Here is a 26,360-nt window from a genome sequence, read left to right as displayed (position 1 = left end):
CCTGAAAGAAAGCGAAGGCGCTTGGCCTGTGCTGTAGGCTTGCTTTTACAATTAAATATCCAGATTCTTTACATAAACCGCATTTTCTTCGATAAAGTTCCGGCGAGGCTCTACCTTGTCACCCATTAAGATTTCAAACGTTTCGTCAGCTTCGATGGCATCCTCAAGATTCACCTGGAGAAGGGTTCTTGATTCCGGATTCATTGTCGTTTCCCAAAGCTGGCCTGGGTTCATTTCCCCAAGTCCCTTGTAGCGCTGAATTCCCGGCTTGGGCTGGCTCGGAAGTTCGCCAAGAATCTTATCCAGTTCGCGGTCATTATAGGCATATTCAATCTTTTTGCCCTGCTGGATCTTGTAAAGAGGCGGCTGGGCAATATAGATATAGCCAGCTTCAATAATCTGCCTCATATAACGGTAAAAGAACGTTAATAATAATGTGCGGATATGTGCACCATCAACATCCGCATCCGTCATGATGACAATTTTATGATAGCGGGCCCTGGAGATATCAAAATCTTCGCCTATACCGGTTCCGATTGCAGTAATAATCGCACGGACCTCATTATTGGACAGAATTTTGTCCAGGCGGGCTTTTTCTACGTTCAGGATCTTCCCTCTAAGAGGAAGGATCGCCTGGAAATGACGGTCACGCCCCTGCTTGGCAGATCCGCCCGCAGAGTCACCCTCAACCACATAAATTTCGCTTATAGAAGGATCTTTAGAAGAGCAGTCAGCGAGTTTACCAGGCAGGCTGGATACTTCAAGAGCACTCTTCCTTCTTGTAAGCTCCCTTGCTTTTTTGGCGGCCAGTCTTGCTCTTGCTGCCATAAGCCCTTTTTCGACAATTTTTCTGGCTACCGCCGGATTTTCGAGCATGAATTTTTCAAGAGCTTCAGAGAAAATCGTATCGGTTGCTGCACGCACTTCTGAGTTTCCAAGCTTCGTTTTCGTCTGCCCTTCAAACTGAGGATCAGGATGTTTAACGGATACAATAGCCGTTATGCCTTCACGGACATCTTCACCGGAAAGGTTTGCGTCACTCTCTTTAAAGACGCCATTCTTGCGTGCATAGTCGTTGATAACCCTTGTTAAGGCTGTCTTAAAGCCGGATTCATGCGTACCGCCTTCATAGGTATGAATATTATTGGCAAAAGAATAGATATTGCTTGTAAATCCATCATTATACTGAATGGATACTTCAACAGTGATGCCTTCCCGTTCGCCATCAATATAGATAGGCTCTTCATGAAGAACTTCCTTCGTTCTGTTCAAATGCTCAACGTACGATTTAATTCCGCCCTCGTACATATATTCATTTTTCTTGTTTTCTTCACGCTTGTCCTCAATCGTGATCTTTAATCCCCTATTCAGGAATGCCAGTTCACGGATGCGGTTTGCAAGTGTTTCATAATCATATTCAAGCGTTTCAGTGAAGATTTCACTGTCCGGCTTAAAGTGGATGGTTGTTCCGGTATGGTCAGATTCACCGATTACCTCAAGATCTGCACTTGGAACTCCACGCTCAAACTTCTGATAATATTTCTTTCCATCACGATGGACAAATACTTCCAGCACAGTTGAGAGAGCATTAACTACAGAAGCACCAACACCATGCAAGCCTCCGGAAACCTTGTATCCTCCGCCTCCGAATTTACCGCCTGCATGCAGAACCGTCATAATGACTTCGACTGCCGGGCGTCCCATTTTTTCGTGGATTCCGACTGGTATACCGCGTCCGTTATCCACCACCGTAATACTATTATCTTTTTCGATAATCACATTGATTTCAGAACAGTAGCCTGCCAGTGCTTCATCAATACTATTATCGACTATTTCCCAAACAAGATGGTGAAGCCCTTTGGCACTTGTTGAACCGATATACATTCCCGGACGCTTTCGAACCGCTTCCAGACCTTCCAGTACCTGTATCTGATTCTCATCATAGGATTGTTCCTGCACTGCCTTTTGCTCCATTGCCACATCGGTCACCTACACTTTCCATTTCACTAATCTATAAAAAAGCCTGGCTTCCTGAGATGAGCCAAACTGTAGTTTTCACTGACTTGCCTTTCGTTCCATTAGGGAAGTTCTTCCGGCAGTCCTGCATTTCTTTAAAATTCGTGAACACTTAATTTATGGGATCGTTTCTTTAACGTACCTGAGGATAGCGGAGAAAAATAGATCTTTTCTGTTGTGACGACCACAGATTTATAGGAACCTTTAGCGAGGTTCACAACTGACTCCTCCAGGTTCTCCTTACGCTCTTCCGCATACTCGGAAGCAAGGGCTGTTTCTTTATCAATAATGGCGACAATATCCCTTGCCCGGACCAACACATCTTCACCTATATGGATGTACATGCGATCACCTCACTGAATCTTCTTGATTCTCCCTGCCTCAACACTGAACGCTGCTGCTTCTTTAAGTGTCTGGTGGTCTATTCCATCAACGCTCGTAGTAGTGACAAACGTCTGTACTTTCCCTTGAATGGTATTCAATAAATGGGATTGGCGATAATCATCCAATTCCGAGAGGACGTCATCCAGCAGCAGAATGGGATATTCTCCAATTTCAGAATGGATCAGTTCGATTTCGGCAAGCTTAACCGACAGAGCTGTCGTTCTTTGCTGCCCTTGTGAACCGAATGTTTGCACATCGCGCCCATTCACATGAAAAATCAGGTCATCGCGATGCGGCCCAAACATGGTAACGCCACGGTCTATTTCCCTGTTCTTCACTTTTTCAAATTTATCCTGGTATACTTTAACCATTTTCGACAAATCTTGTTCTTCTGATACCTCGGCAGAAGGCTTGTACTCAATTTTTAAGGTCTCAAGCCCTCTTGAAATCCCTTCATGAATCGGCTGTGCCCAATTCTCGAGGAGTCTGAGGAACTCGTAACGCTTTGAAACAATCTTTGCAGCCATCTCAATGAATTGCTCTGTTAAAATCTCAAGCATGGTATGGTCGGTCTGCTTTTTGATCTGGAGCATTTTCAGGTAGTGGTTGCGCTGCTGGAGGATTTTCTGATACTGGCTGATATCATGCAAATAGACAGGTGAAACCTGCCCAATCTCCATATCAATAAAACGACGCCTTACTTGAGGGCTCCCTTTCACAAGATGGAGATCTTCAGGCGCGAACATCACAACATTCATATTGCCCACATACTGGCTTAATTTCTGCTGCTCTATATGATTGCATTTGGCTTTTTTGCCTTTTTTGCTGATGACTAATTGCATGGGCAGGGATCCTTGCCTTTTTTGGACCCTTCCTTCTATTTTAGCATATTCCTGATCCCAGCGAATAAGATCTTTGTCATTTGATGTCCGATGGGACTTTGCCATTGCCAGCACGTAGATCGATTCCATGACATTTGTCTTTCCCTGGGCATTCTCTCCCAATATCACATTTACTTTATTTTCGAAATTTACTTCAAGCTCTTCGTAATTCCGGTAATTTTTTAATAGCAACTGCTCTATATGCATAGACGCTACATCCTTTTAGATAATAAGAAAAGCGGAGGCGCCTTGCCCACCCCCGACAAGCACAAGACGAGCCTCTCGAAAAGGCGTTCTTTGCCTTTTTGGGAGGATTGGCTTGTGACCTCGAGGGGGTAGGCGCCGGAGCTAGACAGTTATCGAAGTTCAAAATTATAAACTTTTTAATTAATTTATTTAGCGGGCTGGACGATCGTAAATTCACCCACGTCCGGGATTTCGATTATATCCCCGGTTCTTAGCTTTCTTCCCCGTCTTTGATCCTGTTCCCCATTGACGAAGACTTCGTATTCACTCAGGAACCATTTGGCCATTCCGCCTGTTTGAATCACATCAGCGGCTTTTAAAAATTGGCCCAGCGTAATATATTCAGTATCAATTTGAATTTCCGTCATATTTTCACTCTTTCCCATTGTCCGACTTCAAGTGCTGCAGTGAAATCTGCACTTTGGCAAAACAATTTCAGAATGGTATCTAATATTCTATTTTACTAAATAAATCGCAGATACACAAAGAAAACTCGCCTGCAGCTGGTTATTTTCATTATTCCCCTGCAATTGGCCAATATTCTTGCGGCCAGGGGTACAGTTTTAGAGATCTGTTTCACCAAAAAAAGTAAGCCGCCGGCACAACCGGCAGCTTTTTTCTTAATACGTCCTTACTGGCAGGATCAATTGCAGAATTGATTCATCGTTTAAAGGTTTGATGATGAATGGTCTCATGGCGCCGGTGAAGCTGATTGTAATTTCAGAGCCTTCAAGTGCTTTTAGGGCATCCATCATGAATTTCGCGCTAAAGGAGATTTTCAATTCTTCGCCTTCTACGGATTTGCTCTGCACTTCCTCGACAACTTTTCCGATTTCAGGAGTGTTGGATGAAATTTCAATTACTCCGCCATCAATTGTTGAGAACTTGACCACATTGTTTCGGCCTTCTTTTGCCAATAATGAGGCACGGTCAATAGCCTGCAGGAATTCCTTTGTATTGACGACAACATCTGTTTTGCTGTCTGAAGGGATCAATCTGGATGTATCCGGGTAATTGCCTTCCAGCAGTCTTGAGAAGAACAGCAGATGTTCGGCCTTAAAGAGAACCTGGTTTTCAGTAATAACGATATCGATTAAATCATTGTTGTCATCAAGAATTTTGCTTAATTCACTTAAGCTTTTTCCTGGAATGACCACATTGTAGCTTTCGCTGGCATTTGTTTCGATTTGCGCTTTTCTTAATGCCAGCCTGTGGCTATCTGTTGCAATACAGGTTAATGTCCCGTTTTCGACCTTCCAGTTTACACCTGTCAAGATAGGGCGTGTTTCTGAGGTGGACACTGCGAAAACCGTTTGGCGAACCATTGCTTTTAATAGGTCTGTAGGGATTTTAAACACATTTTCTTCCTCGATTTGAGGCAAGTGAGGATATTCCTCAGCATCCAGACCATTAAGATTGAATTCGGATTTACCTGAGCGGATGACTGTCTGCAAATGGTTTTCAACGCTAATCTCTACACTGTCAGTCGGAAGCTTCTTAACGATTTCACTGAAGAACTTCGCTTGGAGCACAATGGCACCAGCCTGTTTGATCTCGACAATTTCTTCTCCTGCTTCTTCTTTAGGAATAAAAGATTCGATTGAAATATCAGAGTCGCTTCCCGTTAATGTGACCCCTTCTTCAGAAGCGACGATTTTAATCCCCGTTAGGATGGGAATAGTCGTTCTGCTTGTTACAGCTTTCATAACATCCTGGACGCTTTGGACCAAACGGTCGCGCTGGATTATAAATCTCATTTTTTAAATCCTCCAAGCATATTTTAATGGCGTATTGAATATATATATTTTTTTATAAAAAATAGTAGAAGTACTAGTAGGGCCTGTTAGTATGTGGATAACTGTATTTTTTGAAAGGAAACACAGCCTATCCACATGTGGACAGACTGTGTGTAAGTTTGGTCAAGTTATACACATTATACCTTTAGCATTTCATTGATTTCTTTCAGCTGCTTTTCAAATTGTGAATCTGACTGAATCATCTTTGAAATTTTTTCATGGGCATGAATGACGGTCGTATGGTCCCTTCCGCCAAATTCCTCCCCTATTTTAGGAAGAGAAAAGTCGGTTAATTCCCTTGATAGATACATGGCAATCTGCCGGGGGAATGCGACAGACTTTGTTCGTTTTTTCGCTTTGAAATCCTCAAGCTTTACATTAAAGTGTTCCCCAACCACCCTTTGAATTTCATGGATGGTAATGACTTTCGGTTTGGAGCTTGGAATAATATCCTTTAATGCTTCTGCTGCAAGGTCTGCATTAATATCTTTATTTATTAAAGAGGAGTAAGCTACTACACGAATCAGAGCACCCTCAAGTTCACGGATGTTGGAGTCAATCTGATTGGCAATATACAGCATAACCTCATTAGGAATATCAAGTCCCTCTGCTTTCGCTTTTTTGCGCAGAATCGCAATACGCGTTTCAAGGTCGGGAGGAGTAATATCAGTAATTAGCCCCCATTCAAATCTGGAGCGAAGACGGTCTTCCAGTGTCGGTATTTCCTTTGGAGGCCGGTCGCTTGAGATGATGATCTGCTTGCTTTCTTCATGCAAGGTATTAAAAGTATGGAAAAATTCTTCCTGTGTCTGTTCTTTTCCAGCCAAAAACTGAATATCATCGATAAGAAGAACATCCACATTTCGATATTTATCGCGGAAATCTCCCGCTTTGTTATCTCGGATCGAGTTAATGAATTCGTTCGTAAATTTCTCGGAAGATAAGTATACGACTTTAGCTGATGGATTATGATCTAATACATAATGGCCGATTGCATGCATAAGGTGAGTTTTTCCGAGTCCAACTCCCCCGTAAATAAATAAAGGATTATATGCCTTAGCCGGAGCCTCGGCTACAGCAAGTGAAGCTGCATGGGCGAAGCGGTTTCCGGACCCGATGACAAACGTGTCGAATGTATACTTCGGGTTCAGCATCGTTAATGGCAATTCCGGCTGTTCTTCCTCCGGCTTTTTCTTTTTTGGAGGAAGGGGAAGATCGACTTCTTCTTCACTTTGATTTTGCGGAATGATGAATTTTACTCCTAATTCTTCACCGGTTATGTCATAAAGAATTCCGGAGATCAGCTGGGAATAACGCTCTTCAAGCCAGTCACGGGCAAACTCATTCGGGGCCTTAACGACTAAAGTGTCTCCCTGCAGAGAATGCGCTTTTGTCGATTTCAGCCATGTATCAAAACTGGGCTTGCTGATTTTCTTCTCGATATTGGCCAGAGCATTATTCCAAAGATCCGCAATGTTTTCCAATGATATCCCTCCTTTTCCATCTATATTTGGAATTTAGATTACTGTCCAGCTCCGGTGCCTTTCAGAGGACACCCTTGCTTTTCTTTGTTTCGAGCCACAAAAACGATAGGTTATACACGCTGTATAACCCTGGAGTTTATAAATATACGAAACTGTTTATGTGGAAAAATATATAATAAGGAAGTAAAGTGGAATTTCGACAGTATCCACTGTCTGTGGACAAACTTTTACAAACCCCTTGGATAACCTGTCCACATGTTATCCACAATCTGTGGATAATGAAGATATGCACAATGATTTATTAAGTGTTAAAACACAATTATGATAACAGATAATGCTATGGCTTGCAATGCTTTTTAAACCTTTATCCACAACACGCCATCCCTGTTCATAAAAATTGTCCACAGCCTCTGGTTGTGTGAAAAACTTGTCAATATGTGATGTGGATAATGAAAATGCTGTCGAAATTTTATCCACAGACCTGTTTTTAGAGAAGATCCAATTAAAGTGGACTTTGGAATATCAGATGGAGCAATGCCATTTTTTTGTGGCCAGGTCAACTGGCGACCGTCAAAATTTGCAGTCTCAAATAGTAGCTTTTACAATGAACAAATGAGAAAAACGTGGAAAAATGAAATTTTAGGATGACATTCATGCAAAAAGAAGGTAAACTTTCTGAGTGGGTTCTTTCAGATTTGTAAAAAAGAAAAAGAGCAGCTAAGAGAGAAGCCAGGTTCATACTACAATTTTTTTGCCATTGAAGGCAGATTGACTTATATGCATAGTTGACAATTTTCTAGTTACATCTATATAATTAGAAAGACTGTCTTTAACAGCAATTCCTCAGGGAGGTGTCATATATGAAAAGAACTTATCAACCAAACAAGCGTAAAAGAAGCAAGGTTCATGGTTTCCGCAGCCGCATGAGCTCTCCGAACGGACGTAACGTTCTAGCTCGCCGCCGCCGCAAAGGAAGAAAAGTATTATCTGCTTAGGCCACTGAAACGTCAGTGGTCTTTTTTTCCATGTAAAGATAAATGTTCAAGGCGCTCTGCGCTTTTTTGAAAAGGTGATGACATGAAAAAAGAGTTCCGTGTAAAAAAGAATAAAGAATTTCAAGAGGCCTTTAAAAAGGGAAAGTCATTCGCCAACCGTCAATTTGTCGTTTACATCTTGAGAAAAGAGGAGCAGAATCATTTCCGCATTGGCCTTTCTGTCAGTAAAAAAATCGGCAATGCCGTTATGAGGAACCAGATCAAAAGGTTTATCCGCCAGGCATTCTTAGAACTGGAGGAGGAAATTAAGCCGCAATATGATCTGATCGTCATCGCGAGGAAACCGGTGGCAGAAATGGATTTTCATGAAGTGAAAAAGAGTCTGATCCATGTATTGAAGGTTTCGCGGGTTTTGAATAAACCGAGACTTGGAAATACTAAAAATCAATAATCTTTATCTATCTTTATTTTGAAGCACTTCATTTTAAAAGATGTTAAAATAAGATACATATGAGCGTGTGCCCTCTGACCGGGGACAAGCAAATGATATCCATACTATTATCAGGAGCAATTAAGGAGGAAAAAACGGTTGAAGAAACGAATATTCCTATTAATCGGTTTAGTGTTTGTGATGGCCCTTTTATCGGGTTGTACAGAAATCAACCAGCCGATTACGTCTGAAAGCGAAGGCTTTTGGAACGAGTATATTGTCTACCCGCTTTCGCTTTTCATTATTAAGGCAGCAGAATTCGCTGGCGGCAGCTATGGACTATCGATCATTATTGTGACGATCATTATCCGTCTGGTCATCCTGCCATTAATGATTAAGCAAACAAGAAGTTCAAAAGCGATGCAGGCGATTCAGCCAGAAATGCAGAAGCTTCGTGAAAAATACAGCTCTAAAGACCAGAAAACCCAGCAGAAGCTGCAGCAGGAAACAATGGCTTTATTCCAAAAGCACGGCGTTAACCCGCTTGCAGGATGTTTTCCGTTAATTGTTCAAATGCCGATTCTGATCGGTTTCTACCATGCGATTACACGTACGCGCGAAATTGCAAACCATAATTTCCTTTGGTTTGACCTTGGTTCTCCGGATCCAATTTACTTATTGCCTTTAATTGCAGGTGTGACAACGTTCATTCAGCAGAAAATGATGATGGCCGGCACTCAGCATACGGGGCAAATGGCTGCACAAATGAAAATGATGCTTTACCTAATGCCGATTATGATCGTTATTTTTGCCATTAACTTCCCGGCAGCTCTTTCTTTATACTGGGTAGTGGGGAATATCTTCATGATCGTTCAAACGTATTTCATTAAAGGTCCGGACCTGAAAGCTGCAGCGGCCGGAAATGCAGGAGGAGCCAAAAAGTGAAACAAGTAACTGCTACAGGACAGACCGTCAAGGAAGCAGTAGAGTCAGCTTTAGCTCAATTAAACACAACAGAAGACCGCTTAGAGATTACTATCGTTGATGAAGGTAAAAAAGGCATTTTCGGGATTTTCGGATCCCGGCCGGCCGTGGTGAAAGCTGTGAAAAAACCTGATCCGATTGAGGAAGCCGAAAAGTTCCTCAAAGACGTCAGCGGGAAAATGGGCGTGTCCATTGAAATTGAAACATTAAGGGACGGAAAAAATGTTCAATTTATCCTATCCGGTGAAAAGATTGCTCTTTTAATCGGAAAAAGAGGACAAACGCTCAATTCCCTTCAGTATTTGACACAGCTGGTCATTAACCGCTATGCCGAGCAGTACTTAAATGTGGTGCTCGATGCAGAGGATTACCGGAAAAGACGCCAGGATACCCTGATTCAATTGGCTGAAAGGCTTGCTCAAAAAGCTTTAAAGACGGGAAAAGAAATTGCGCTGGAACCTATGCCTTCATATGAACGCAAAGTGATCCATACCACTCTCGTAAATAATAAGCGAATCAAGACGTATTCTGATGGCAATGACCCGCATCGTCATATCGTCATTGCACCAGTCAGAACAAGATAGCAGGAAGTTCATAAAAAATCCCAATCCATTAACGGATTGGGATTTTTTTGTCGCACTTTGTCATTTCCCCGCAAATTATTAAATCTCAATTGGTTTTATTGTTATTCACATGTGGATAAGTTAAAATAGAGCATATTAATTATGAGACGTGTGGATAATTTTTTTCGCTGGCTGTGTGTAAGCGGGCTGTTGATAAGTATCATGCTGACTGAGGGACAAGCCGGCACTGCGGGCTGATATGCTTTTCTAAAAAAAAGCCATGTGATATTCTATTAATTTGGGGAATCGATAATATTATTCATTTTTTATATAGATCGATGAAGTAAGAAAAGAGAGGTGAATGAAGTGGAATTTGATACAATAGCCGCGATATCAACTCCGATGGGGGAGGGAGCCATTGCCATTGTCCGCCTGAGCGGTGACCAGGCTTTTGAAATTGCGGACCGGCTGTTCAGAGGGGTGGGAGGCAAACGTCTAAAAGATGTTGCTTCCCATACCATTCATTATGGGCATATTATCGACCCGAAAACGGAACAGATTGCTGAGGAAGTAATGGTTTCTGCCATGAAGGGACCGAAAACTTTTACTAAAGAAGATGTCATTGAAATCAACTGCCATGGCGGACTGGTTTCTGTAAACCGCGTGTTGCAGCTTTTGCTGAATAATGGCGCACGGCTGGCAGAGCCGGGTGAATTTACAAAGCGCGCCTTTTTGAATGGGCGGATTGATTTATCACAGGCAGAAGCGGTCATGGATTTAATCCGTGCCAAGACGGATCGGGCAATGAACGTGGCACTTGGCCAGATGGAAGGAAGGCTGTCAAAGCTTATTCAGAAGCTTCGGCAGGAAATTCTGGAGATCCTTGCTCACGTAGAAGTCAATATCGACTATCCGGAATACGATGATGTTGAGGAAATGACCCATCATATGCTGATGGAGAAGGCTTCATATGTGAAGAAGGAGATCGAAAAGCTTCTTCAGACCTCACAGCAGGGGAAAATACTGCGTGAAGGACTTTCAACAGTCATCGTCGGACGTCCAAACGTTGGGAAATCTTCCTTATTGAATAGCCTTGTTCATGAGAATAAGGCGATTGTGACAGATATCCCGGGCACAACTCGTGATGTCATCGAAGAATACGTGAATGTAAGAGGAGTGCCTCTCCGCCTGGTTGATACAGCCGGCATTCGCGAAACGGAAGATATTGTGGAACGGATTGGTGTTGAAAAATCAAGGCAGGTATTAAAGGAAGCAGATTTGATTTTGCTCGTGCTCAATTACTCGGATGAATTGACGTCTGAGGATGAAAATATTTTCAAAGCGGTCGAAGGCATGGACGTCATTGTGATTGTCAATAAAACCGACCTTGACCAAAAAATCGACATGAATCGCGTCCGTGAGCTTTCCAAGCATCATAAACTGGTTACGACCTCTTTATTGGAGGATCAGGGAGTCGACGATCTTGAGGAAGCCATTGCTTCTTTATTCTTTGCAGGCTCCATCGAAGCCGGGGATATGACATATGTATCCAATACCCGCCATATTGCCCTATTGAACCAGGCGCAAAATGCCATCGACGAAGCGATGCAGGGTGTTGAGATGGGAACGCCGATTGACATTGTGCAAATTGATTTGACGAGAACATGGGAGCTGCTTGGTGAAATTATTGGCGACAGCGTCCATGAAAGCTTGATCGACCAGTTATTCTCGCAGTTCTGTTTAGGAAAATAGATGATTCAGGCAGGCTGTGTAAGCTGACGCAGCGGAAATAGATTTTTAACTTTTGCAATCGGCTGGCTCAGGCCCCGGGCTTTTCAAAAGCTTGTGCATGTGCTTTTCTGATTGCTGCAAAGGAGGCCGCATCATGACATATGAAGCTGGAAGTTATGATGTCATAGTAGTCGGAGCCGGACATGCGGGTGTGGAAGCAGGCCTTGCTTCGGCCCGTCTCGGCGCAAAGACATTAATGATTACAATCAACCTGGATATGGTAGCCTTTATGCCCTGCAACCCTTCAGTCGGAGGTCCTGCTAAAGGGATTGTCGTGAGGGAAATCGATGCCCTTGGCGGAGAAATGGGCAAGAACATCGATAAAACCCATATTCAGATGCGCATGCTTAATACAGGAAAAGGTCCTGCAGTCCGTGCGTTAAGAGCGCAGGCCGATAAATTCACGTATCAGCATGAAATGAAAAAAACGCTGGAAAATGAACCAAACCTGACGCTTATTCAGGGAATGGTTGAACAGCTGATTGTCGAAGATGGAGAATGCAGGGGTGTTGTCACACAGACAGGTGCCGTTTATCATTCAAAAGCGGTAGTCATTACCACAGGAACCTTCTTAAGAGGGGAAATCATCCTTGGTGAGCTGAAGTACTCCAGCGGTCCTAACAATCAGCAGCCATCCATTAAGCTCTCAGAGCATTTGCAGGAGCTTGGCTTTGATCTGGTCCGTTTTAAAACAGGAACACCGCCGCGCGTCAACAGCCACAGCATTGATTACAGCAAAACGGAAATCCAGCCTGGCGATGATGTGCCGAGAGCTTTTTCCTATGAAACGACAAAATACATTACGGACCAGCTTCCTTGCTGGCTGACGTATACCAATGAAGAAACGCACACATTAATCGACAATAATCTTCATCGCTCGCCGATGTATTCCGGTATGATCAAAGGGACAGGACCGCGCTATTGCCCGTCGATTGAAGATAAAGTGGTCCGCTTTAATGATAAGCCGCGCCATCAGATCTTCCTGGAGCCTGAAGGCCGCAATACACAGGAAGTGTATGTGCAGGGGCTTTCAACAAGCTTGCCTGAGGATGTGCAGCAGAAGATTCTCAGAACCATTCCCGGACTTGAAAATGTACAGATGATGCGTGCCGGCTATGCGATTGAATATGATTCCATCGTACCTACACAATTATGGCCGACACTTGAAACCAAAAAGGTTAAAAATCTCTATACTGCCGGCCAGATTAACGGGACATCCGGCTATGAAGAAGCTGCCGGCCAGGGGCTAATGGCAGGTATGAATGCCGGATTAAAATCGCTGGATAAGGAAGAAGTCATTTTAAGCCGTTCAGATGCTTATATTGGCGTCCTGATTGATGACCTTGTGACCAAAGGCACTAACGAGCCTTACCGTCTATTGACTTCAAGAGCGGAATACCGTCTGCTGCTTCGCCATGATAATGCTGACCTGCGCTTAACAGAGCTTGGCCGCAAAGTTGGGCTGATCAGTGAAGAACGCTATAAAAAATTCCAGCTGAAAAAGCAGGCAATTGAAGAAGAGAAAGCACGTCTGCAAGGCATCATCATCAAGCCGACTTCTGATGTGCAGGAGCTGATTAAAAGCCAGGGCGGAAGCGGGCTGAAAGATGGCATCCGCGCATCTGATTTGCTGAAGCGTCCGGAAATGACGTATGAGCATATCCAGCAGCTAGTTCCAGCTGAGAGCACGCTTGATGCGGATGTAACCGAACAGGTGGAAATCCAGATCAAGTATGAAGGCTATATTGAAAAGTCACTGCAGCAGGTAGAGCGACTGAAGAAGATGGAGAACAAGAAGATCCCTGAAAACATCGATTATGATGATATTAACGGACTGGCTTCTGAAGCAAGACAAAAGCTGAAGGAAGTAAGGCCGCTATCTCTCGCGCAGGCTTCACGGATTTCCGGTGTAAACCCTGCCGATATCTCTATTTTGCTTGTTTATTTAGAACAGGGCAGAATCGCAAGAGTTTCAGCGGAGTAAAGGGAAAATCCGATCATGTCTGAGAACCGAAAGGATTTATAAATGAATACCGAACAATTTACAGAAATGCTGGCGGCGAAGGGGATTGCCCTTTCGCCACAGCAATTGCATCAATATGACACATACTATTCCACACTGGTGGAATGGAATGAAAAAATGAATTTAACAGCCATCACGGAAAAGGAAGATGTTTATCTCAAGCATTTTTATGACTCGATAAGCGCTGCTTTTTACTTTGATTTCAACCAGCCGTTAAAGGTTTGTGATGTCGGTGCTGGTGCCGGTTTTCCAAGTATACCGATTAAAATTGCTTTTCCGGGTTTACATATTACGATCGTTGACTCGCTGAATAAACGCATTGGGTTTCTGGAGCATTTGGCGAAGAAGCTGGAGCTTGAGAATGTCCGCTTTATCCATGACCGTGCGGAAACCTTTGGCCAGAACAAAGAATACCGCGAGTCTTTTGATGTTGTGACAGCAAGGGCTGTTGCCAGAATGTCCGTTTTGAGTGAACTTTGTCTGCCTCTGGCAAAAACAGGAGGCACATTTGTGGCAATGAAGGGTGCCAGTGCAAAAGAAGAACTGGATGCCGGCAAAAAGGCCATCTCGGTACTTGGCGGAAAACTCGTGGCTTCCCACACGTTCACCTTGCCTGAGGAAGAGAGTGAGCGCAATATATTAATCATTAAAAAAGAAAAGAGCACTCCTAAAAAGTACCCGCGGAAGCCGGGGACACCCAATAAAACACCAATTGAATAGGGTGCGCAAATTGCCATTGTATGACATAATGGTGTAAACTAATCGATTTTTCCAGATATTAATATTGCTCCTGTCCGGCAGGATTTGTCATGATGATAGAGAATATGTTATAGGGAGTTTCGTAAAGGTGGTGCAGGGTGATGAAGCATTCTTTCTCACGCTTTTTTGGCCTAGGCGAAAAGGGAGAACAAGTTACAGCGGAAAAACCAGCAGAAGAACAATTGGATATTGAAGACTTAAGCGACAGAGAAGAAGTTAAGAGGATACCTATTGATCAAATCGTCCCCAACCGTTTTCAGCCAAGAACGGTGTTTGATGATGAGAAGATAGAAGAGCTTTCTCGGACCATCCATACACATGGTATCATCCAGCCGATTGTCGTACGGGAATTTGAGGATGGCCAGTTTGAAATCATAGCAGGTGAACGCAGATACCGGGCCATGAAAAAACTGGGCTGGGAAGAAGCTCCGGCTATCGTAAAAAATCTAAGTGATACGGAAACGGCTTCAGTGGCTTTAATTGAAAACCTTCAAAGGGAAGAACTGTCTCCGATTGAAGAAGCTGTTGCCTACGGAAAACTTTTAGAACTGCATAATCTGACACAGGAAGCATTGGCACAGCGCCTTGGAAAAGGCCAGTCAACCGTTGCAAACAAGCTTCGGCTGCTGAAATTGCCGCAGCCTGTCCAGGATGCGTTATTAAACAAATCAATCACAGAGCGGCATGCCCGTTCGCTCATCCCTCTGAAAGACCCGGAGAAGCAGGTCGCCCTGCTTCAGGAGATAGTGGAGAAGAATCTGAATGTGAAGCAGACAGAGGACAGGGTTGTCAAAATTCTCGAACAGAAAAATCCAAAGCCGAAGCCGAAGCGAAAGGCGTTCAGCAAGGATATGAGAATTGCGGTCAACACGATCCGTCAATCATTATCCATGGTTTCAGACAGCGGCATTAATCTTGATTCGGAAGAAGAAGAATTTGATGAATTTTATCAAATCACAATTAAGATTCCTAAAAAGAAATAATTTTTAACGCGAGAGATAAAGCGGGAGCTCCCTGTTTTGTTTTTCGCGTTTTTTTTGAAGGAACGATAAAAAGACTATTAGAATCTTCTTATTTTTTACAAAAAAATTATTCTGCCCTGCTTTTCATGATAAAATAGACTACGTGATTTAACGATTCTAATAAATTTGCAGATAAATAGATTGTAATACTGATAGATGAAAGCAGGTGACACCGTGGGCAAGATTTTAGCCGTTGCGAACCAGAAAGGCGGAGTCGGCAAAACGACCACTTCTGTCAATCTTGGCGCATGCCTGGCATACATAGGCAAGAAAGTGCTGCTGGTCGACATTGATCCGCAGGGTAACGCAACAAGCGGAATCGGCATAGAAAAAGCAGATGTCGATCATTGCATCTATGACGTTCTCGTTGATGATGTGGAAGCATCAAAGGTTATAAAGCCAACTTCTGTAGAGAATTTATACGCTATCCCGGCAACCATTCAGCTGGCAGGCGCAGAAATTGAACTGGTGCCGACCATCTCACGGGAAGTAAGATTAAAGAGGGCTCTGGAAGAAGTGAAGGCAAATTTTGATTATGTTATTATTGACTGTCCTCCTTCCCTTGGATTACTGACCATTAACTCGCTGACTGCTTCAGATGCCGTCATCATACCAGTACAATGTGAGTACTATGCGCTTGAGGGTCTGAGTCAGCTTCTGAATACGGTCCGCCTTGTGCAGAAGCATCTGAATCATGATTTAAAAATTGAAGGTGTTCTTCTGACGATGCTTGATGCCCGTACAAATCTTGGCATTCAGGTCATTGAAGAAGTGAAAAAATATTTTCAGGATAAAGTATATAAAACAATCATTCCCCGCAATGTACGGCTGGGAGAAGCTCCGAGCCATGGAGAACCTATCATTACTTATGATCCGAAGTCACGCGGAGCTGAAGTATATTTAGAACTGGCAAAGGAAGTGGTTTCAAATGGCTAAAGGTTTAGGAAAAGGTCTGAATGCTTTTTTCAATAATATTGAAACCGAAAAAGAAGAAACTGTGCAGGAAGTAAAAATAAAGGACATCCGTCCAAACCCTTATCAGCCGCGCAAAGTGTTTGAGAAGGAAGCCATCGAGGAATTGAAGCAGTCCATCCTTGAACACGGAATTCTGCAGCCGATAATCGTCCGCAAAAGCATCAAAGGCTATGAGATTGTAGTCGGGGAGCGCCGCTACCGGGCAGCAAAGGAAGCGAATCTGGAGAGAGTTCCTGTAGTCGTACGGGAATTAACGGAACAGCAGATGATGGAGCTCGCTGTTCTTGAGAATCTGCAGCGTGAAGACTTAACTCCCATTGAAGAAGCGGCTGCATACCAGCTGTTAATGGAGAAGCTTAAGGTGACACAAGAGGAGCTGGCCAAGCGCCTTGGAAAAAGCAGGCCGCATATTGCCAACCATATAAGGCTTCTGTCCCTTCCTCCGAAAATCCAAGGGCTGATCTCGGAAGGCAAAATTTCTATGGGCCATGGCAGAGCGCTATTGGGGCTGCGGAAAAAAGAGAAGCTGCAGGCTCTCGTTGAAAAAACAGTTAAAGACGGCTTAAATGTCCGACAGCTTGAACAGCTGATTCAGCAGCTGAATGATGTTTCACGTGAAACGAAAAAGCAAAATGCACCAAAAGATATTTTTATTAAGGAACGCGAATCCTCTCTTAGAGAAAGATTCGGAACCACCGTCCATATTAAACAGTCCAAAAACAAAGGGAAAATAGAGATTGAATTTTTCTCAAAAGAAGATTTGGAACGCATTATGGAACTTTTAGAAACCAATTAGTAAGCCATCTTAATGATGGTTTATTTTTTTACAGGATTCCATAAAAAAAGATTGTAGGTCAGTACCTTTCGTGGTAATTTTAATAGAAAATAATTCGCATTGCGAAATAATAAGGTGAAGAATATGTTTTTGCTAGGTACGCTTGTGAATGGATTATTGATTATTATAGGAACACTGCTTGGGAAATTGCTCCATCGCATTCCTGAAAGCATGAAGGGCACGGTGATGCATGCGATCGGCCTGGCTGTCATGGTGCTCGGCCTGCAAATGGGCTTGAAAAGCGAGAATTTCCTGGTTGTGATTTTAAGCCTTGTTTTCGGGGCGGTTATCGGGGAATACTTTGCTCTCGAAGATAAGCTGAACCAACTTGGCGATTGGCTCGAAAGAAAAATCGGCTCAAAAGGCCAGGGCAGCATTTCCCAGGGCTTCGTAACGGCTACGCTTATCTTTGTCATTGGTGCTATGGCCATTATCGGCGCGCTCGACAGCGGCATCCGCGGCGATCACTCGGTTCTTTATACCAAATCGATTATTGACGGCTTCACCTCCCTCATCTTAACGACTACATTAGGGATTGGTGTACTCTTTTCTGCTTTTCCGGTCATGCTCTATGAAGGACTCATTGCCCTTTTTGCCACCCAAATCGACCGGTTTGTCCCCCAGCTTCTTATGGACAGCTTTATCAAGGAAATGACCGCGACAGGCGGAATCATGATCTTTGCGATTGGTCTGAATTTGACAGGAATTACGAAGATCAGGGTTGCGAACCTGCTTCCTGGAATTGTGGTTACGGGGGTTATTGTGTCGGTTGTTTACTTTTATGGGATTTATTTTTAAGTGATGGGGATTTAGTTGTTGGTGCGGTGGTGGGAAGCGTGTGCAGGGGAATTAATGTGTGCAGCGCCTGTGAATTTTCTGTGCGCAGCGCATAAACTAATGAAATTGACGCGAAAGCGGGCTCCAGGAGCGCATAAAATAGAAATAACAGCGCGAAAATCCGTGTTTACAGCGCATAGCCCTGATAAAAGCGCAAAAACATCATTTGATAGCGCATAACCTACCGAATCAGCGCGAAAATCTGTTATAAGAGTGCGAAAAGTTGAGAGTGCAAAAAGCAACTTCATATAGCGCATAAACTTACACTATCAGCACGAAACCCTGTCAGAACAGCGAGAAGAGATGTACCAACAACGCAATCCCCCTCCCATCCCCTAGCTAACCAAAAAAGCCGCAGGCCCAATTCCCCGCGGCTTTCCTATTCATTAAGGTGTTTGTTCACGGTTCAGTTCCCACTTGAATGCAGGCCATGCTGGCGCTGTCTGGTGGGTCAGGCTTGCTTCATAGATGCCGCCCGAGATGATTTTGGCCATTTTCAGGACGAGGTTGAGTCTTGTGTTCTGGAGGACGAAGAATTCCATAAATCCGCTGACGTTGACGATGCCGGTTATGTGCATGTCCCCTACTTCCGGCAGGTCTTTATTGACTCCGGCGCCAGGCTTGACGGGACCTTCTCCGATTTGGATGACTCCGACGCTTTTTAAGCGGCCCAGGCAGGCGTCGATCCCGATGATAAAGGGATTAAAATGCTTCTTTTTGATTTCGTTCAGTTTTTCTTCCAGGTTTACGGCATGGATCGGGTCTTCCAGTGTTCCGTATACATGGAAAGATGAAATGGATTTTTCCTCGAGGAGTGTGCCGACCAGCGGACCTAATGAATCGCCTGTAGAGCGGTCTGTGCCAATGCAGACAAAAACGATGGGACGGCAGCTGATTCCTGCAGGCAGAATATTCTTCAGTTCAGCAGCCAATTTTTCAGCAGAGTTTGTTTCTTCATGCGAGATTCTGGCAGAAGCCCCGCCTTTTTTGTCAAACAAGTTTGGTTTGAAGTTCATATAGGTCCACTCCCTCTTTATTCCTTGCCATGCCCGAAAAACAAGTATTTATACGTTTTTAACAGTATACGGAAATTTTGTGTAATCTATACATACCTGTATTATTTAATCGTTAAACAATCGAGTTTATAACTGTAAAGTCATGAGAAAAATTGATAAAATTATTTTGTTTTACAGAGGGATTCGCACTGAGAGGCAAGATGCAGTATAATTTCATACAAGCTAAAGAAGTTGGTGCTGTACTTCTTATTTTCACTAAAGTAAAGCAGGTGAAACCATGAGTCCTATTGAAAAATTGATTCACAGTATGATAGATAAAATTTCTAATGAAGAAACGTGGATAACCATCGGGGAAGGCATCTTTAAAATTATTGCGATTTTGATCGTTACGAGCATTCTGATCAGGATTGGCAAGCTGGCGATCCGCAATATATTTAAAGTGAGGACGCCGTCCAGGCTCCGAATTTCAGAGCGAAGGGAAGCTACCCTTCTGAAGCTGCTGGAGAATATGCTTACATATGTGGTGTTTTTCGTTGCGGCGATCATGATATTATCGGTGCTGACGATTGATGTAAAAGCCCTTTTGGCCGGTGCCGGAATCGTCGGATTGGCTGTTGGGTTTGGCGCACAAAGTCTTGTAAAGGACATCATCACCGGGTTTTTCATCATTTTTGAAGATCAGTTCTCGGTGGGGGATTATATCCGGATTGATCAATTTGAAGGAACGGTAGAAGAAATCGGATTGCGGACGACAAAGATTAAAAACTGGACGGGAGAAGTTCATATCCTTCCGAACGGAAGCATTATGCAGGTGACCAATTTTTCCATTAATAATAGTGTGGCCTTTGTGGATGTCAGTATTGCTTATGAAGGCGATATTGTGAAAGCTGAAAGTGTTCTTCAGGAATTATTCGAAAAGCTTCCGGAAAAATATGAGGATATGGTCAAGCCGCCGGAAATTCTCGGCATCCAAAATCTTGCTGCTTCGGATGTGGTGCTGCGTGTGGTTTCAGAAACGCTGCCCATGAGGCACTTTTATATTGCACGGCAGCTGCGGAAGGAAATTAAGCTTTGCTTAGATGAGCATGGCATTGAAATTCCGTTCCCTCGTCTTGTGATGTATACGCGGAATGAACAGGATAACCCAAAACTGAATGCGGAGGGATAAACATGGAGCAAAAAGAATTTGATCTACACGATGTGGTGGAAATGAAAAAGCCTCATCCATGCGGGGTCAACAAATGGAAGATCATCCGAATGGGAGCAGATATCCGCATTAAGTGCGAAGGCTGCGGCCACAGCGTGATGATTCCAAGAAGGGAATTCGCCCGCAAAATGAAGAAAATTCTTGTTAAGCATGAGGGATAAAGAGATAATTACGGGGAGATGAGGGTTTTGGCGGATACATTCAAGTCAGCCTGTCCCCTTAACTGCTGGGACAGCTGCGGCTTTCATGTAACAGTTGAAGACGGTAAGGTGACAAAGGTAGATGGTGATCAGGACCATCCAATAACAAAAGGGAAAATTTGCGGCCGCGGCAGAATGCTTGAAAGCAGGACCAATTCTCCGGAGCGCCTCCTTCATCCGCTGAAAAAGGTGGATGGAGAATTTGTGCAAATTTCATGGGAGCAGGCTTTGCACGATATTTCCCTGAAAATGAAAGAGCTAAAAGAAACGGCTGGCACCACTTCGGTCCTGCACAGCCATGATTATGCCAATGGAGGCTTGCTGACGAATCTGGGTCAGCGCTTTTTTAACTGTTATGGCGGAGTAACTGAGCTGAAGGGATCCATCTGCTGGGGAGCCGGCATCGAGGCTCAGAGCTGGGATTTCGGAGATGCGTATAGCCACGGGCCTGAAGATATTTTAAACAGCAAACATATTGTTGTCTGGGGCAGAAATGTCGCGCGCACCAATATGCACCTGTATCAAAAGCTGCAGGAAGCAAAGAGGCAAGGTGCCAAGCTGTATGTGATCGATCCGATTTTTAATGCGACGGCTAAAATGGCGGACCGCTATTTTTCCATTAAGCCGGGGATGGATGGCTGGCTTGCGGCCGGCATCATGAAGGAAATGCTCCGTCTGGGATTAGAAGATAGAAGTTTCATAGATAAGTATTCTATTGGTTTTGAAGATCTGAATGAACTGCTGAGCAGTGTGACACTTGAGGAAGTGGCAGAGAAAACGGAAGTACCTGCAGTGGTGATGACCGAGCTTGCGATGGTGTATGGGGACCGCCCTGTTTCCACTTTCTTTGGCCTGGGCATGCAGCGCTATGAAAACGGCGGGAACACGATCCGGCTGATGGATGCATTAATTGCCGTGAGCGGAAATATCGGCATTCCGGGCGGGGGCGCAAACTATGCCAACAGGCAGGTTGGGCAAAGCTTTGATGGGGCAACCCTCACCCTCCCTAAACGGAAAACGGCTTTCAGGCAATTTACGATGATGCGGCAGGCAGAGGGAATTTTAACAGCAAAAGATCCTGAGATTAACATGATTTTCGTTACGTGCGGAAACCCTTTAACTCAGGTGCCTGACTCATCAAGGGTACGCGAGGCTTTTGCATCTGTTGAGACAGTCGTTGTGTTAGAGCAGTTTATGACAGATACGGCCAAAATGGCTGACTATGTGCTTCCGGTTGCCACAGTCTTTGAACAGGAAGATGTCTATTACTCTTCCATGTACCATCACTTTGTCAATCATGGTCCGAAGCTGGTTGAACCGCCAGGCGAAGCGAAGACTGATTTATGGGTTTGGACTGAGCTTTCTAAGCGTCTCGGATTCGGAGCCGATTTCGATTTTACAAGAGAAGAGTTTATCAGCATGGGCCTCGGTTCACTTATAGAGCATGGGATCACATTGGATAGCTTAAGGAATTCCCACCATAAGGAGCTCCCGGTTGATACGGTGCCCTGGGCAGACCGGCAGTTCAAAACGCCAAGCGGTAAGTATGAATTCACCTCTGCTGCGGCGTTCCGAAAGGGTTCCGAAAGCAGGCTGACACTCGCTCTTCCTCGGGAAACCAAGTGGACGGACAAAGAGCGTGCTGAGCAGTTTCCTTACACATTGCTGACGATTCATCCGCTTCGCTCTAATCATTCGCAGCATTATCACCTGCTGAAGCCCGTGCCAAAGGCAAAGGTGGAAATTGCCGATAATATTGCTGAGAAGCTTGGCCTGCAGGAAAACGATTATGTCAAAGTGTGGAATGACCGCGGAGAAATGAAGGGCTTTGTCCATATTATGAAAAAAGCCCATCCGGATACCATCAATATCGATGAAGGCATTTGGGCAAAATTCGGCGGTCCCGTCAATAATCTTACATCCAGCCGAGTATCGGACAATGGCCTTGGCAGTACTTTGTACGACTGCCTTGTTAATATTGAGAAATGCAGGTGACAGGTATGATGCCTGCCACCTTTTCTTTACATTTCTCCGGCAACTATCTATAATTGTTAGAGGCTTGTTTAAATTGAGAAACAATCGTATTTTTTATAGATGAATTAAAGTTGAGGAGTGACTTGGATGGCTTTAACAGCTGGTATTGTAGGTTTGCCGAACGTCGGAAAGTCTACGTTGTTTAATGCAATTACCCAGGCAGGAGCAGAGTCTGCGAACTATCCGTTCTGTACAATTGATCCGAATGTGGGAATTGTTGAAGTGCCTGACCACCGTTTGAATAAATTAACTGAATTGGTTCAGCCGAAAAAGACTGTGCCAACGGCTTTCGAATTTACGGATATTGCCGGCATCGTAAAGGGTGCGAGCAAAGGGGAAGGTCTTGGAAATAAATTCCTGTCTCATATCCGTGAAGTAGATGCCATCTGCCAGGTTGTCCGCTGTTTTGCGGATGACAATATTACACACGTTGCAGGGAAAGTGGATCCAATCGATGATATTGAAGTCATCAACCTGGAATTGATACTGGCTGATCTTGAATCGGTTGAAAAGCGAATTGGCCGCGTGAGCAAGCTGGCTAAGCAGAAAGATAAAGATTCTGTGTTTGAGCTTGAAATTCTGGAAAAATTAAAAGAAGCGTTTGAAGCAGACAAACCGGCGCGTACAGTTGAGTTTACAGAGGAACAAATGAAGCTTGTAAAAGGTCTTCATCTGCTGACAATTAAACCTGTGCTTTACGTGGCAAACGTAAGCGAAGATGATGTAGCAGATCCTTCTTCAAACGAATATGTGCAGCAGGTTAAAGAATTTGCCGCAAAGGATAATGCGGAAGTAATTGTAATCTGTGCAAAAATTGAATCTGAAATTGCGGAGCTTGATGGGGAAGAAAAAGAAATGTTCCTTCAGGAGCTTGGCATCGAAGAATCCGGCCTTGATCAGCTGATTAGAGCAGCCTACAATCTGCTTGGACTGGCAACTTACTTCACTGCCGGCGTACAGGAAGTCCGCGCCTGGACATTCCGCAAAGGCATGAAGGCTCCACAGTGTGCGGGAGTTATTCACTCTGACTTTGAAAAAGGCTTCATCCGTGCAGAAACGGTTTCCTATGACGACCTTGTCGCTGCAGGCAACATGACAGCTGCCAAAGAAGCAGGAAAAGTCCGCCTCGAAGGAAAAGAATATATTGTGAAAGACGGAGATGTCATGCACTTCCGCTTTAACGTTTAATTTGCTGAGAACCTCTATTTTTAGGGGTTCTTTTTTAGTATGCCGGCATTAGGAAGCTAATTTCTCGCGGAGTGGCCGATATATGAAATAAGCGGCCGATAAACCTGGGAGTTTGACCGATATATTTTCAAAGTGACCGATAAAAATGAAATCTGACCGAAAAACTGATGAAAGTGACCGATATTGCAGGCGACTGCAAAAAATTTGCCTTCCAGACCAACATAAATACAGGTACTCTCTCAAAATAATCTTCCACCTGCCAATTAACTCTAGTGTTATTGCTTTTGCATAATTAATGTGCTATAATTTCAACTTGTGAGTAATGAATATATTGCTCCTTGCCCTTTTGAAGGGCCGTTAGACCAAAAGGAGGTGAAAGTGATGAGAAAGTACGAAGTTATGTACATCATCCGCCCAAACATTGAAGATGAGGCTAAAAAAGCCCTAGTTGAGCGTTTCAACACAATCTTAACTGACAATGGTGCGGAGGTTTCTGAATCAAAGGATTGGGGTAAGCGTCGCCTTGCATACGAAATCAATGATTTCCGCGATGGCTACTACCAGCTAATGAACGTTAATGCTGAAGCAAAAGCAGTTGACGAGTTCACTCGTTTAGCTAAAATCAGCGAAGACATCATCCGTTACATCGTTGTTAAAGACGAAAAATAATAGATAAAGCCATTTTTACCGAGAGGAGTTGATTCTGATGATGAACCGTGTTGTTCTTGTCGGACGTTTGACAAAGGATCCTGATTTACGGTATACCCCGAACGGAGTTCCTGTCGCTTCATTCACTCTTGCCGTGAATCGTACTTTTACGAATCAGCAAGGTGAGCGGGAGGCAGACTTTATCAACTGTGTGGTATGGAGAAAGCCAGCTGAAAACGTAGCGAACTTCCTTAAAAAAGGCAGTCTTGCAGGTGTAGATGGCCGGATTCAGTCCCGCAGCTATGAAGGCCAGGATGGAAAGCGTGTTTACGTGACAGAAGTCCAGGCTGAGAGTGTGCAATTCCTTGAGCCGAAGAATAGTTCTGGCGGCCAGGGCGGCAATCCGAACTACGGCGGTCCAAGAGATCAGGATTTCCCATTTGGAAATAACAGCAATCAGAATCAACGCCAGGATATTCGTAATCAGGGCGGCTATACTCGCGTGGATCAGGACCCATTCGCAAATGACGGCCAAATCGACATTTCCGATGACGACCTGCCATTCTAATAGTGCCCGATTATGAACGGAAATATATAATCATAAAGCTAAAGGAGGTAACTGACCATGGCTGGAGGACGCAGAGGAGGACGTGCTAAACGTCGTAAGGTTTGCTTTTTCACTGCAAACGGAATCACTCACATCGACTACAAAGATGTGGATCTTCTTAAAAAATTCATCTCTGAGCGCGGTAAGATTTTACCACGTCGTGTAACTGGCACTAACGCTAAATACCAACGTAAATTAACGATTGCTATTAAGCGTGCGCGCCAAATGGCATTACTGCCATACGTTTCAGGTGAATAATTAATATGAAAAGACGCTGATATCCGGCGTCTTTTTTATTATGCATTCCTTCTTTAATACGGGATTGTGTTAAAGTGCAAACTTGATGAAAAGGCCGGCATTCCCTCTTCCGAAATCGCGAAGGTTGAACCTGCATTTAATACTAGCTACAATAGACTTTATGAGTTGTCTTATTTGGAATGGTTCAAAAAGCCGGGAAAATGATTTTCCCCTTTTTGGATACACAGTTTGAGGGGTGTATCAATGAATAATGTACATAAATTAACAGAAGGTGCAGTGCTTCTGGCTGTTTTTGCAGTGCTTCTTCTGATTTCGCTCTATGTGCCGTTTCTCGGTACCGTTTCGGTTTTCTTCCTGGCTCTTCCGTTTATTATGTTTGCAGCAAAAAATAACCGGATGTATGCGATCGTATTTCTGACGGGAGGCATCCTGCTTTCTCTGATTATCGGTTCGATTATGGCGCTGCCGCTTGTGCTGACATTTGGACTGACCGGGACGGTAATCGGCATTTTTATAAGTGAAAACAAAGGACGGTTGCCCTCCTTTATTGCGGGCACCCTGGTATTCCTTGCAGCCCTGCTGATCCTGTATGCGGCGGCAGTTGCTCTTTTTAATGTGAATATTATTCAAGAAGGCATCAATATGATGGAGGAGTCCATCCAAATTTCAGAAGGAGTGCTTGAAGGCTTTGGCCAGAACGCGGATAAAGCAGTCGAGCAATTTACAGAAGGCCTGAAAATGATTGAGACGCTGACGCCAAGCTTATTCGTCATGACATCGGTCATTTCCGTTTTTGTCATCCAGTTTGTCTCCTTTCCGATTGTCAAAAGATTTGGTATTAAGGTTGAAAGCTGGAAGCCGTTCAGGGAAATGAGCCTGCCGAAAAGCATATTATGGTACTATCTCATTACCATTATAGCTTCTTTCCTTTTTAATCCGTCAGAGGGAAGCTACTGGTTTATGGCCCTTGTAAATATTGCATTCATTCTGCAGATTTTCATGGTCATTCAAGGCCTGTCCCTGATTTTCTTTTTCAGCCATTTAAAGGGGTGGCCGAAAGCTGTGCCGGTCCTTGCAGCTGTATTTACATTTCTTATGCCATTTCTCCTTTATATTGTGAGGATATTAGGTATAATTGACTTAGGATTCGATTTAAGGCAAAGATTAGGAAAAAAGTGATA

The 26,360-nt window shown here is 44.0% G+C and carries 26 protein-coding genes; 19 read left to right on the top strand and 7 right to left on the bottom strand.

The window, feature by feature from the left end; translation table 11 throughout:
• Positions 1 to 51: 51 nt before the first annotated feature.
• The 6 genes from gyrB to dnaA form a co-directional block, all read right to left on the bottom strand.
• Positions 52 to 1,974, bottom strand: coding sequence for a DNA topoisomerase (ATP-hydrolyzing) subunit B (gene gyrB, locus IRB79_RS01255; protein WP_243506421.1), 1,923 nt, complete (start codon positions 1,972 to 1,974; stop codon positions 52 to 54).
• A gap of 137 nt (positions 1,975 to 2,111) precedes the next feature.
• Positions 2,112 to 2,360, bottom strand: a complete 249-nt coding sequence (remB, locus tag IRB79_RS01250) for an extracellular matrix regulator RemB (protein ID WP_206841044.1) — start codon at positions 2,358 to 2,360, stop codon at positions 2,112 to 2,114.
• Positions 2,361 to 2,369: 9 nt separating this feature from the next.
• Entirely contained in the window at positions 2,370 to 3,488 is a 1,119-nt protein-coding gene (recF, locus tag IRB79_RS01245; protein WP_243506419.1) for a DNA replication/repair protein RecF, read from the bottom strand.
• Positions 3,489 to 3,673: 185 nt separating this feature from the next.
• Positions 3,674 to 3,895 (bottom strand): S4 domain-containing protein YaaA, encoded by a 222-nt coding sequence (gene yaaA, locus IRB79_RS01240; protein WP_243506417.1) that lies wholly within the window; start codon positions 3,893 to 3,895, stop codon positions 3,674 to 3,676.
• Between the two features lie 252 nt (positions 3,896 to 4,147).
• The gene (gene dnaN, locus IRB79_RS01235; protein ID WP_243506416.1) at positions 4,148 to 5,284 is read right to left on the bottom strand and encodes a DNA polymerase III subunit beta; all 1,137 of its coding nucleotides are present in this window, start codon (positions 5,282 to 5,284) and stop codon (positions 4,148 to 4,150) included.
• A 176-nt stretch (positions 5,285 to 5,460) separates the two neighbouring features.
• Positions 5,461 to 6,807 (bottom strand): chromosomal replication initiator protein DnaA, encoded by a 1,347-nt coding sequence (gene dnaA, locus IRB79_RS01230; protein WP_243506414.1) that lies wholly within the window; start codon positions 6,805 to 6,807, stop codon positions 5,461 to 5,463.
• Between the two features lie 860 nt (positions 6,808 to 7,667).
• Between dnaA and rpmH the strand changes: the two genes are divergently transcribed.
• The 11 genes from rpmH to IRB79_RS01175 all read left to right on the top strand — a co-directional run bounded on the left by rpmH (position 7,668) and on the right by IRB79_RS01175 (position 17,982).
• Positions 7,668 to 7,802 carry a 50S ribosomal protein L34 gene (rpmH, locus tag IRB79_RS01225; protein ID WP_019382473.1) on the top strand — a complete coding sequence of 45 codons (135 nt, stop codon included), beginning with the start codon at positions 7,668 to 7,670 and terminating at the stop codon, positions 7,800 to 7,802.
• 82 nt (positions 7,803 to 7,884) lie between these two features.
• Positions 7,885 to 8,253: a ribonuclease P protein component gene (rnpA, locus tag IRB79_RS01220; RefSeq protein ID WP_243506412.1), complete on the top strand. Its 369-nt coding sequence runs from the start codon at positions 7,885 to 7,887 to the stop codon at positions 8,251 to 8,253.
• A 138-nt stretch (positions 8,254 to 8,391) separates the two neighbouring features.
• The gene (gene spoIIIJ, locus IRB79_RS01215) at positions 8,392 to 9,177 is read left to right on the top strand and encodes a YidC family membrane integrase SpoIIIJ (RefSeq protein ID WP_243506410.1); all 786 of its coding nucleotides are present in this window, start codon (positions 8,392 to 8,394) and stop codon (positions 9,175 to 9,177) included.
• Complete coding sequence (gene jag / locus IRB79_RS01210; RefSeq protein WP_243506407.1) at positions 9,174 to 9,800, top strand: RNA-binding cell elongation regulator Jag/EloR; 627 nt, start codon at positions 9,174 to 9,176, stop codon at positions 9,798 to 9,800. The genes spoIIIJ and jag overlap by 4 nt, the downstream gene beginning before the upstream one ends.
• A gap of 345 nt (positions 9,801 to 10,145) precedes the next feature.
• Positions 10,146 to 11,531, top strand: a complete 1,386-nt coding sequence (mnmE, locus tag IRB79_RS01205; protein WP_243506406.1) for a tRNA uridine-5-carboxymethylaminomethyl(34) synthesis GTPase MnmE — start codon at positions 10,146 to 10,148, stop codon at positions 11,529 to 11,531.
• A 133-nt stretch (positions 11,532 to 11,664) separates the two neighbouring features.
• On the top strand, positions 11,665 to 13,554 hold the full coding sequence (gene mnmG / locus IRB79_RS01200; RefSeq protein ID WP_243506405.1) for a tRNA uridine-5-carboxymethylaminomethyl(34) synthesis enzyme MnmG: 1,890 nt from the start codon (positions 11,665 to 11,667) through the stop codon (positions 13,552 to 13,554).
• A 42-nt stretch (positions 13,555 to 13,596) separates the two neighbouring features.
• Positions 13,597 to 14,313 carry a 16S rRNA (guanine(527)-N(7))-methyltransferase RsmG gene (rsmG, locus tag IRB79_RS01195; protein ID WP_243506404.1) on the top strand — a complete coding sequence of 239 codons (717 nt, stop codon included), beginning with the start codon at positions 13,597 to 13,599 and terminating at the stop codon, positions 14,311 to 14,313.
• A 140-nt stretch (positions 14,314 to 14,453) separates the two neighbouring features.
• Complete coding sequence (noc, locus tag IRB79_RS01190; RefSeq protein WP_243506403.1) at positions 14,454 to 15,335, top strand: nucleoid occlusion protein; 882 nt, start codon at positions 14,454 to 14,456, stop codon at positions 15,333 to 15,335.
• A 213-nt stretch (positions 15,336 to 15,548) separates the two neighbouring features.
• Positions 15,549 to 16,310: a ParA family protein gene (locus tag IRB79_RS01185; protein WP_206841021.1), complete on the top strand. Its 762-nt coding sequence runs from the start codon at positions 15,549 to 15,551 to the stop codon at positions 16,308 to 16,310.
• Positions 16,303 to 17,145 carry a ParB/RepB/Spo0J family partition protein gene (locus IRB79_RS01180; protein WP_243506402.1) on the top strand — a complete coding sequence of 281 codons (843 nt, stop codon included), beginning with the start codon at positions 16,303 to 16,305 and terminating at the stop codon, positions 17,143 to 17,145. Before IRB79_RS01185 ends, IRB79_RS01180 begins: the two co-directional genes overlap by 8 nt.
• Before the next feature lie 123 nt (positions 17,146 to 17,268).
• Positions 17,269 to 17,982 (top strand): DUF554 domain-containing protein, encoded by a 714-nt coding sequence (locus tag IRB79_RS01175; RefSeq protein ID WP_243506401.1) that lies wholly within the window; start codon positions 17,269 to 17,271, stop codon positions 17,980 to 17,982.
• A 425-nt stretch (positions 17,983 to 18,407) separates the two neighbouring features.
• Here IRB79_RS01175 and yyaC read toward each other — a convergent pair whose 3' ends face one another.
• Positions 18,408 to 19,037 (bottom strand): spore protease YyaC, encoded by a 630-nt coding sequence (gene yyaC, locus IRB79_RS01170; RefSeq protein WP_243506399.1) that lies wholly within the window; start codon positions 19,035 to 19,037, stop codon positions 18,408 to 18,410.
• Between the two features lie 277 nt (positions 19,038 to 19,314).
• Between yyaC and IRB79_RS01165 the strand changes: the two genes are divergently transcribed.
• The 8 genes from IRB79_RS01165 (at position 19,315) to IRB79_RS01130 (ending at position 26,358) form a co-directional block, all read left to right on the top strand.
• Positions 19,315 to 20,205, top strand: a complete 891-nt coding sequence (locus IRB79_RS01165; RefSeq protein ID WP_243506398.1) for a mechanosensitive ion channel family protein — start codon at positions 19,315 to 19,317, stop codon at positions 20,203 to 20,205.
• Between the two features lie 2 nt (positions 20,206 to 20,207).
• Entirely contained in the window at positions 20,208 to 20,405 is a 198-nt protein-coding gene (locus IRB79_RS01160; RefSeq protein ID WP_009332477.1) for a DUF951 domain-containing protein, read from the top strand.
• A 27-nt stretch (positions 20,406 to 20,432) separates the two neighbouring features.
• Positions 20,433 to 22,439, top strand: coding sequence for a molybdopterin-dependent oxidoreductase (locus IRB79_RS01155; protein ID WP_243506396.1), 2,007 nt, complete (start codon positions 20,433 to 20,435; stop codon positions 22,437 to 22,439).
• Positions 22,440 to 22,565: 126 nt separating this feature from the next.
• On the top strand, positions 22,566 to 23,666 hold the full coding sequence (gene ychF, locus IRB79_RS01150; RefSeq protein ID WP_221877179.1) for a redox-regulated ATPase YchF: 1,101 nt from the start codon (positions 22,566 to 22,568) through the stop codon (positions 23,664 to 23,666).
• 381 nt (positions 23,667 to 24,047) lie between these two features.
• Entirely contained in the window at positions 24,048 to 24,335 is a 288-nt protein-coding gene (gene rpsF, locus IRB79_RS01145; protein ID WP_009332474.1) for a 30S ribosomal protein S6, read from the top strand.
• Positions 24,336 to 24,372: 37 nt separating this feature from the next.
• Entirely contained in the window at positions 24,373 to 24,882 is a 510-nt protein-coding gene (gene ssb, locus IRB79_RS01140; RefSeq protein ID WP_243506395.1) for a single-stranded DNA-binding protein, read from the top strand.
• Between the two features lie 57 nt (positions 24,883 to 24,939).
• Positions 24,940 to 25,179, top strand: a complete 240-nt coding sequence (gene rpsR / locus IRB79_RS01135; RefSeq protein WP_009332461.1) for a 30S ribosomal protein S18 — start codon at positions 24,940 to 24,942, stop codon at positions 25,177 to 25,179.
• A 243-nt stretch (positions 25,180 to 25,422) separates the two neighbouring features.
• Positions 25,423 to 26,358: a YybS family protein gene (locus tag IRB79_RS01130; protein WP_243506394.1), complete on the top strand. Its 936-nt coding sequence runs from the start codon at positions 25,423 to 25,425 to the stop codon at positions 26,356 to 26,358.
• The last annotated feature ends 2 nt before the right edge of the window (positions 26,359 to 26,360 follow it).

Source organism: Cytobacillus oceanisediminis (assembly GCF_022811925.1).
In the GTDB taxonomy this organism is placed as follows: Bacteria; Bacillota; Bacilli; order Bacillales; family Cytobacillaceae; genus Cytobacillus; species Cytobacillus oceanisediminis_D.
Note: the sequence above shows the minus strand (reverse complement) of the source record. Positions and strands in the feature narration are given on the sequence as shown.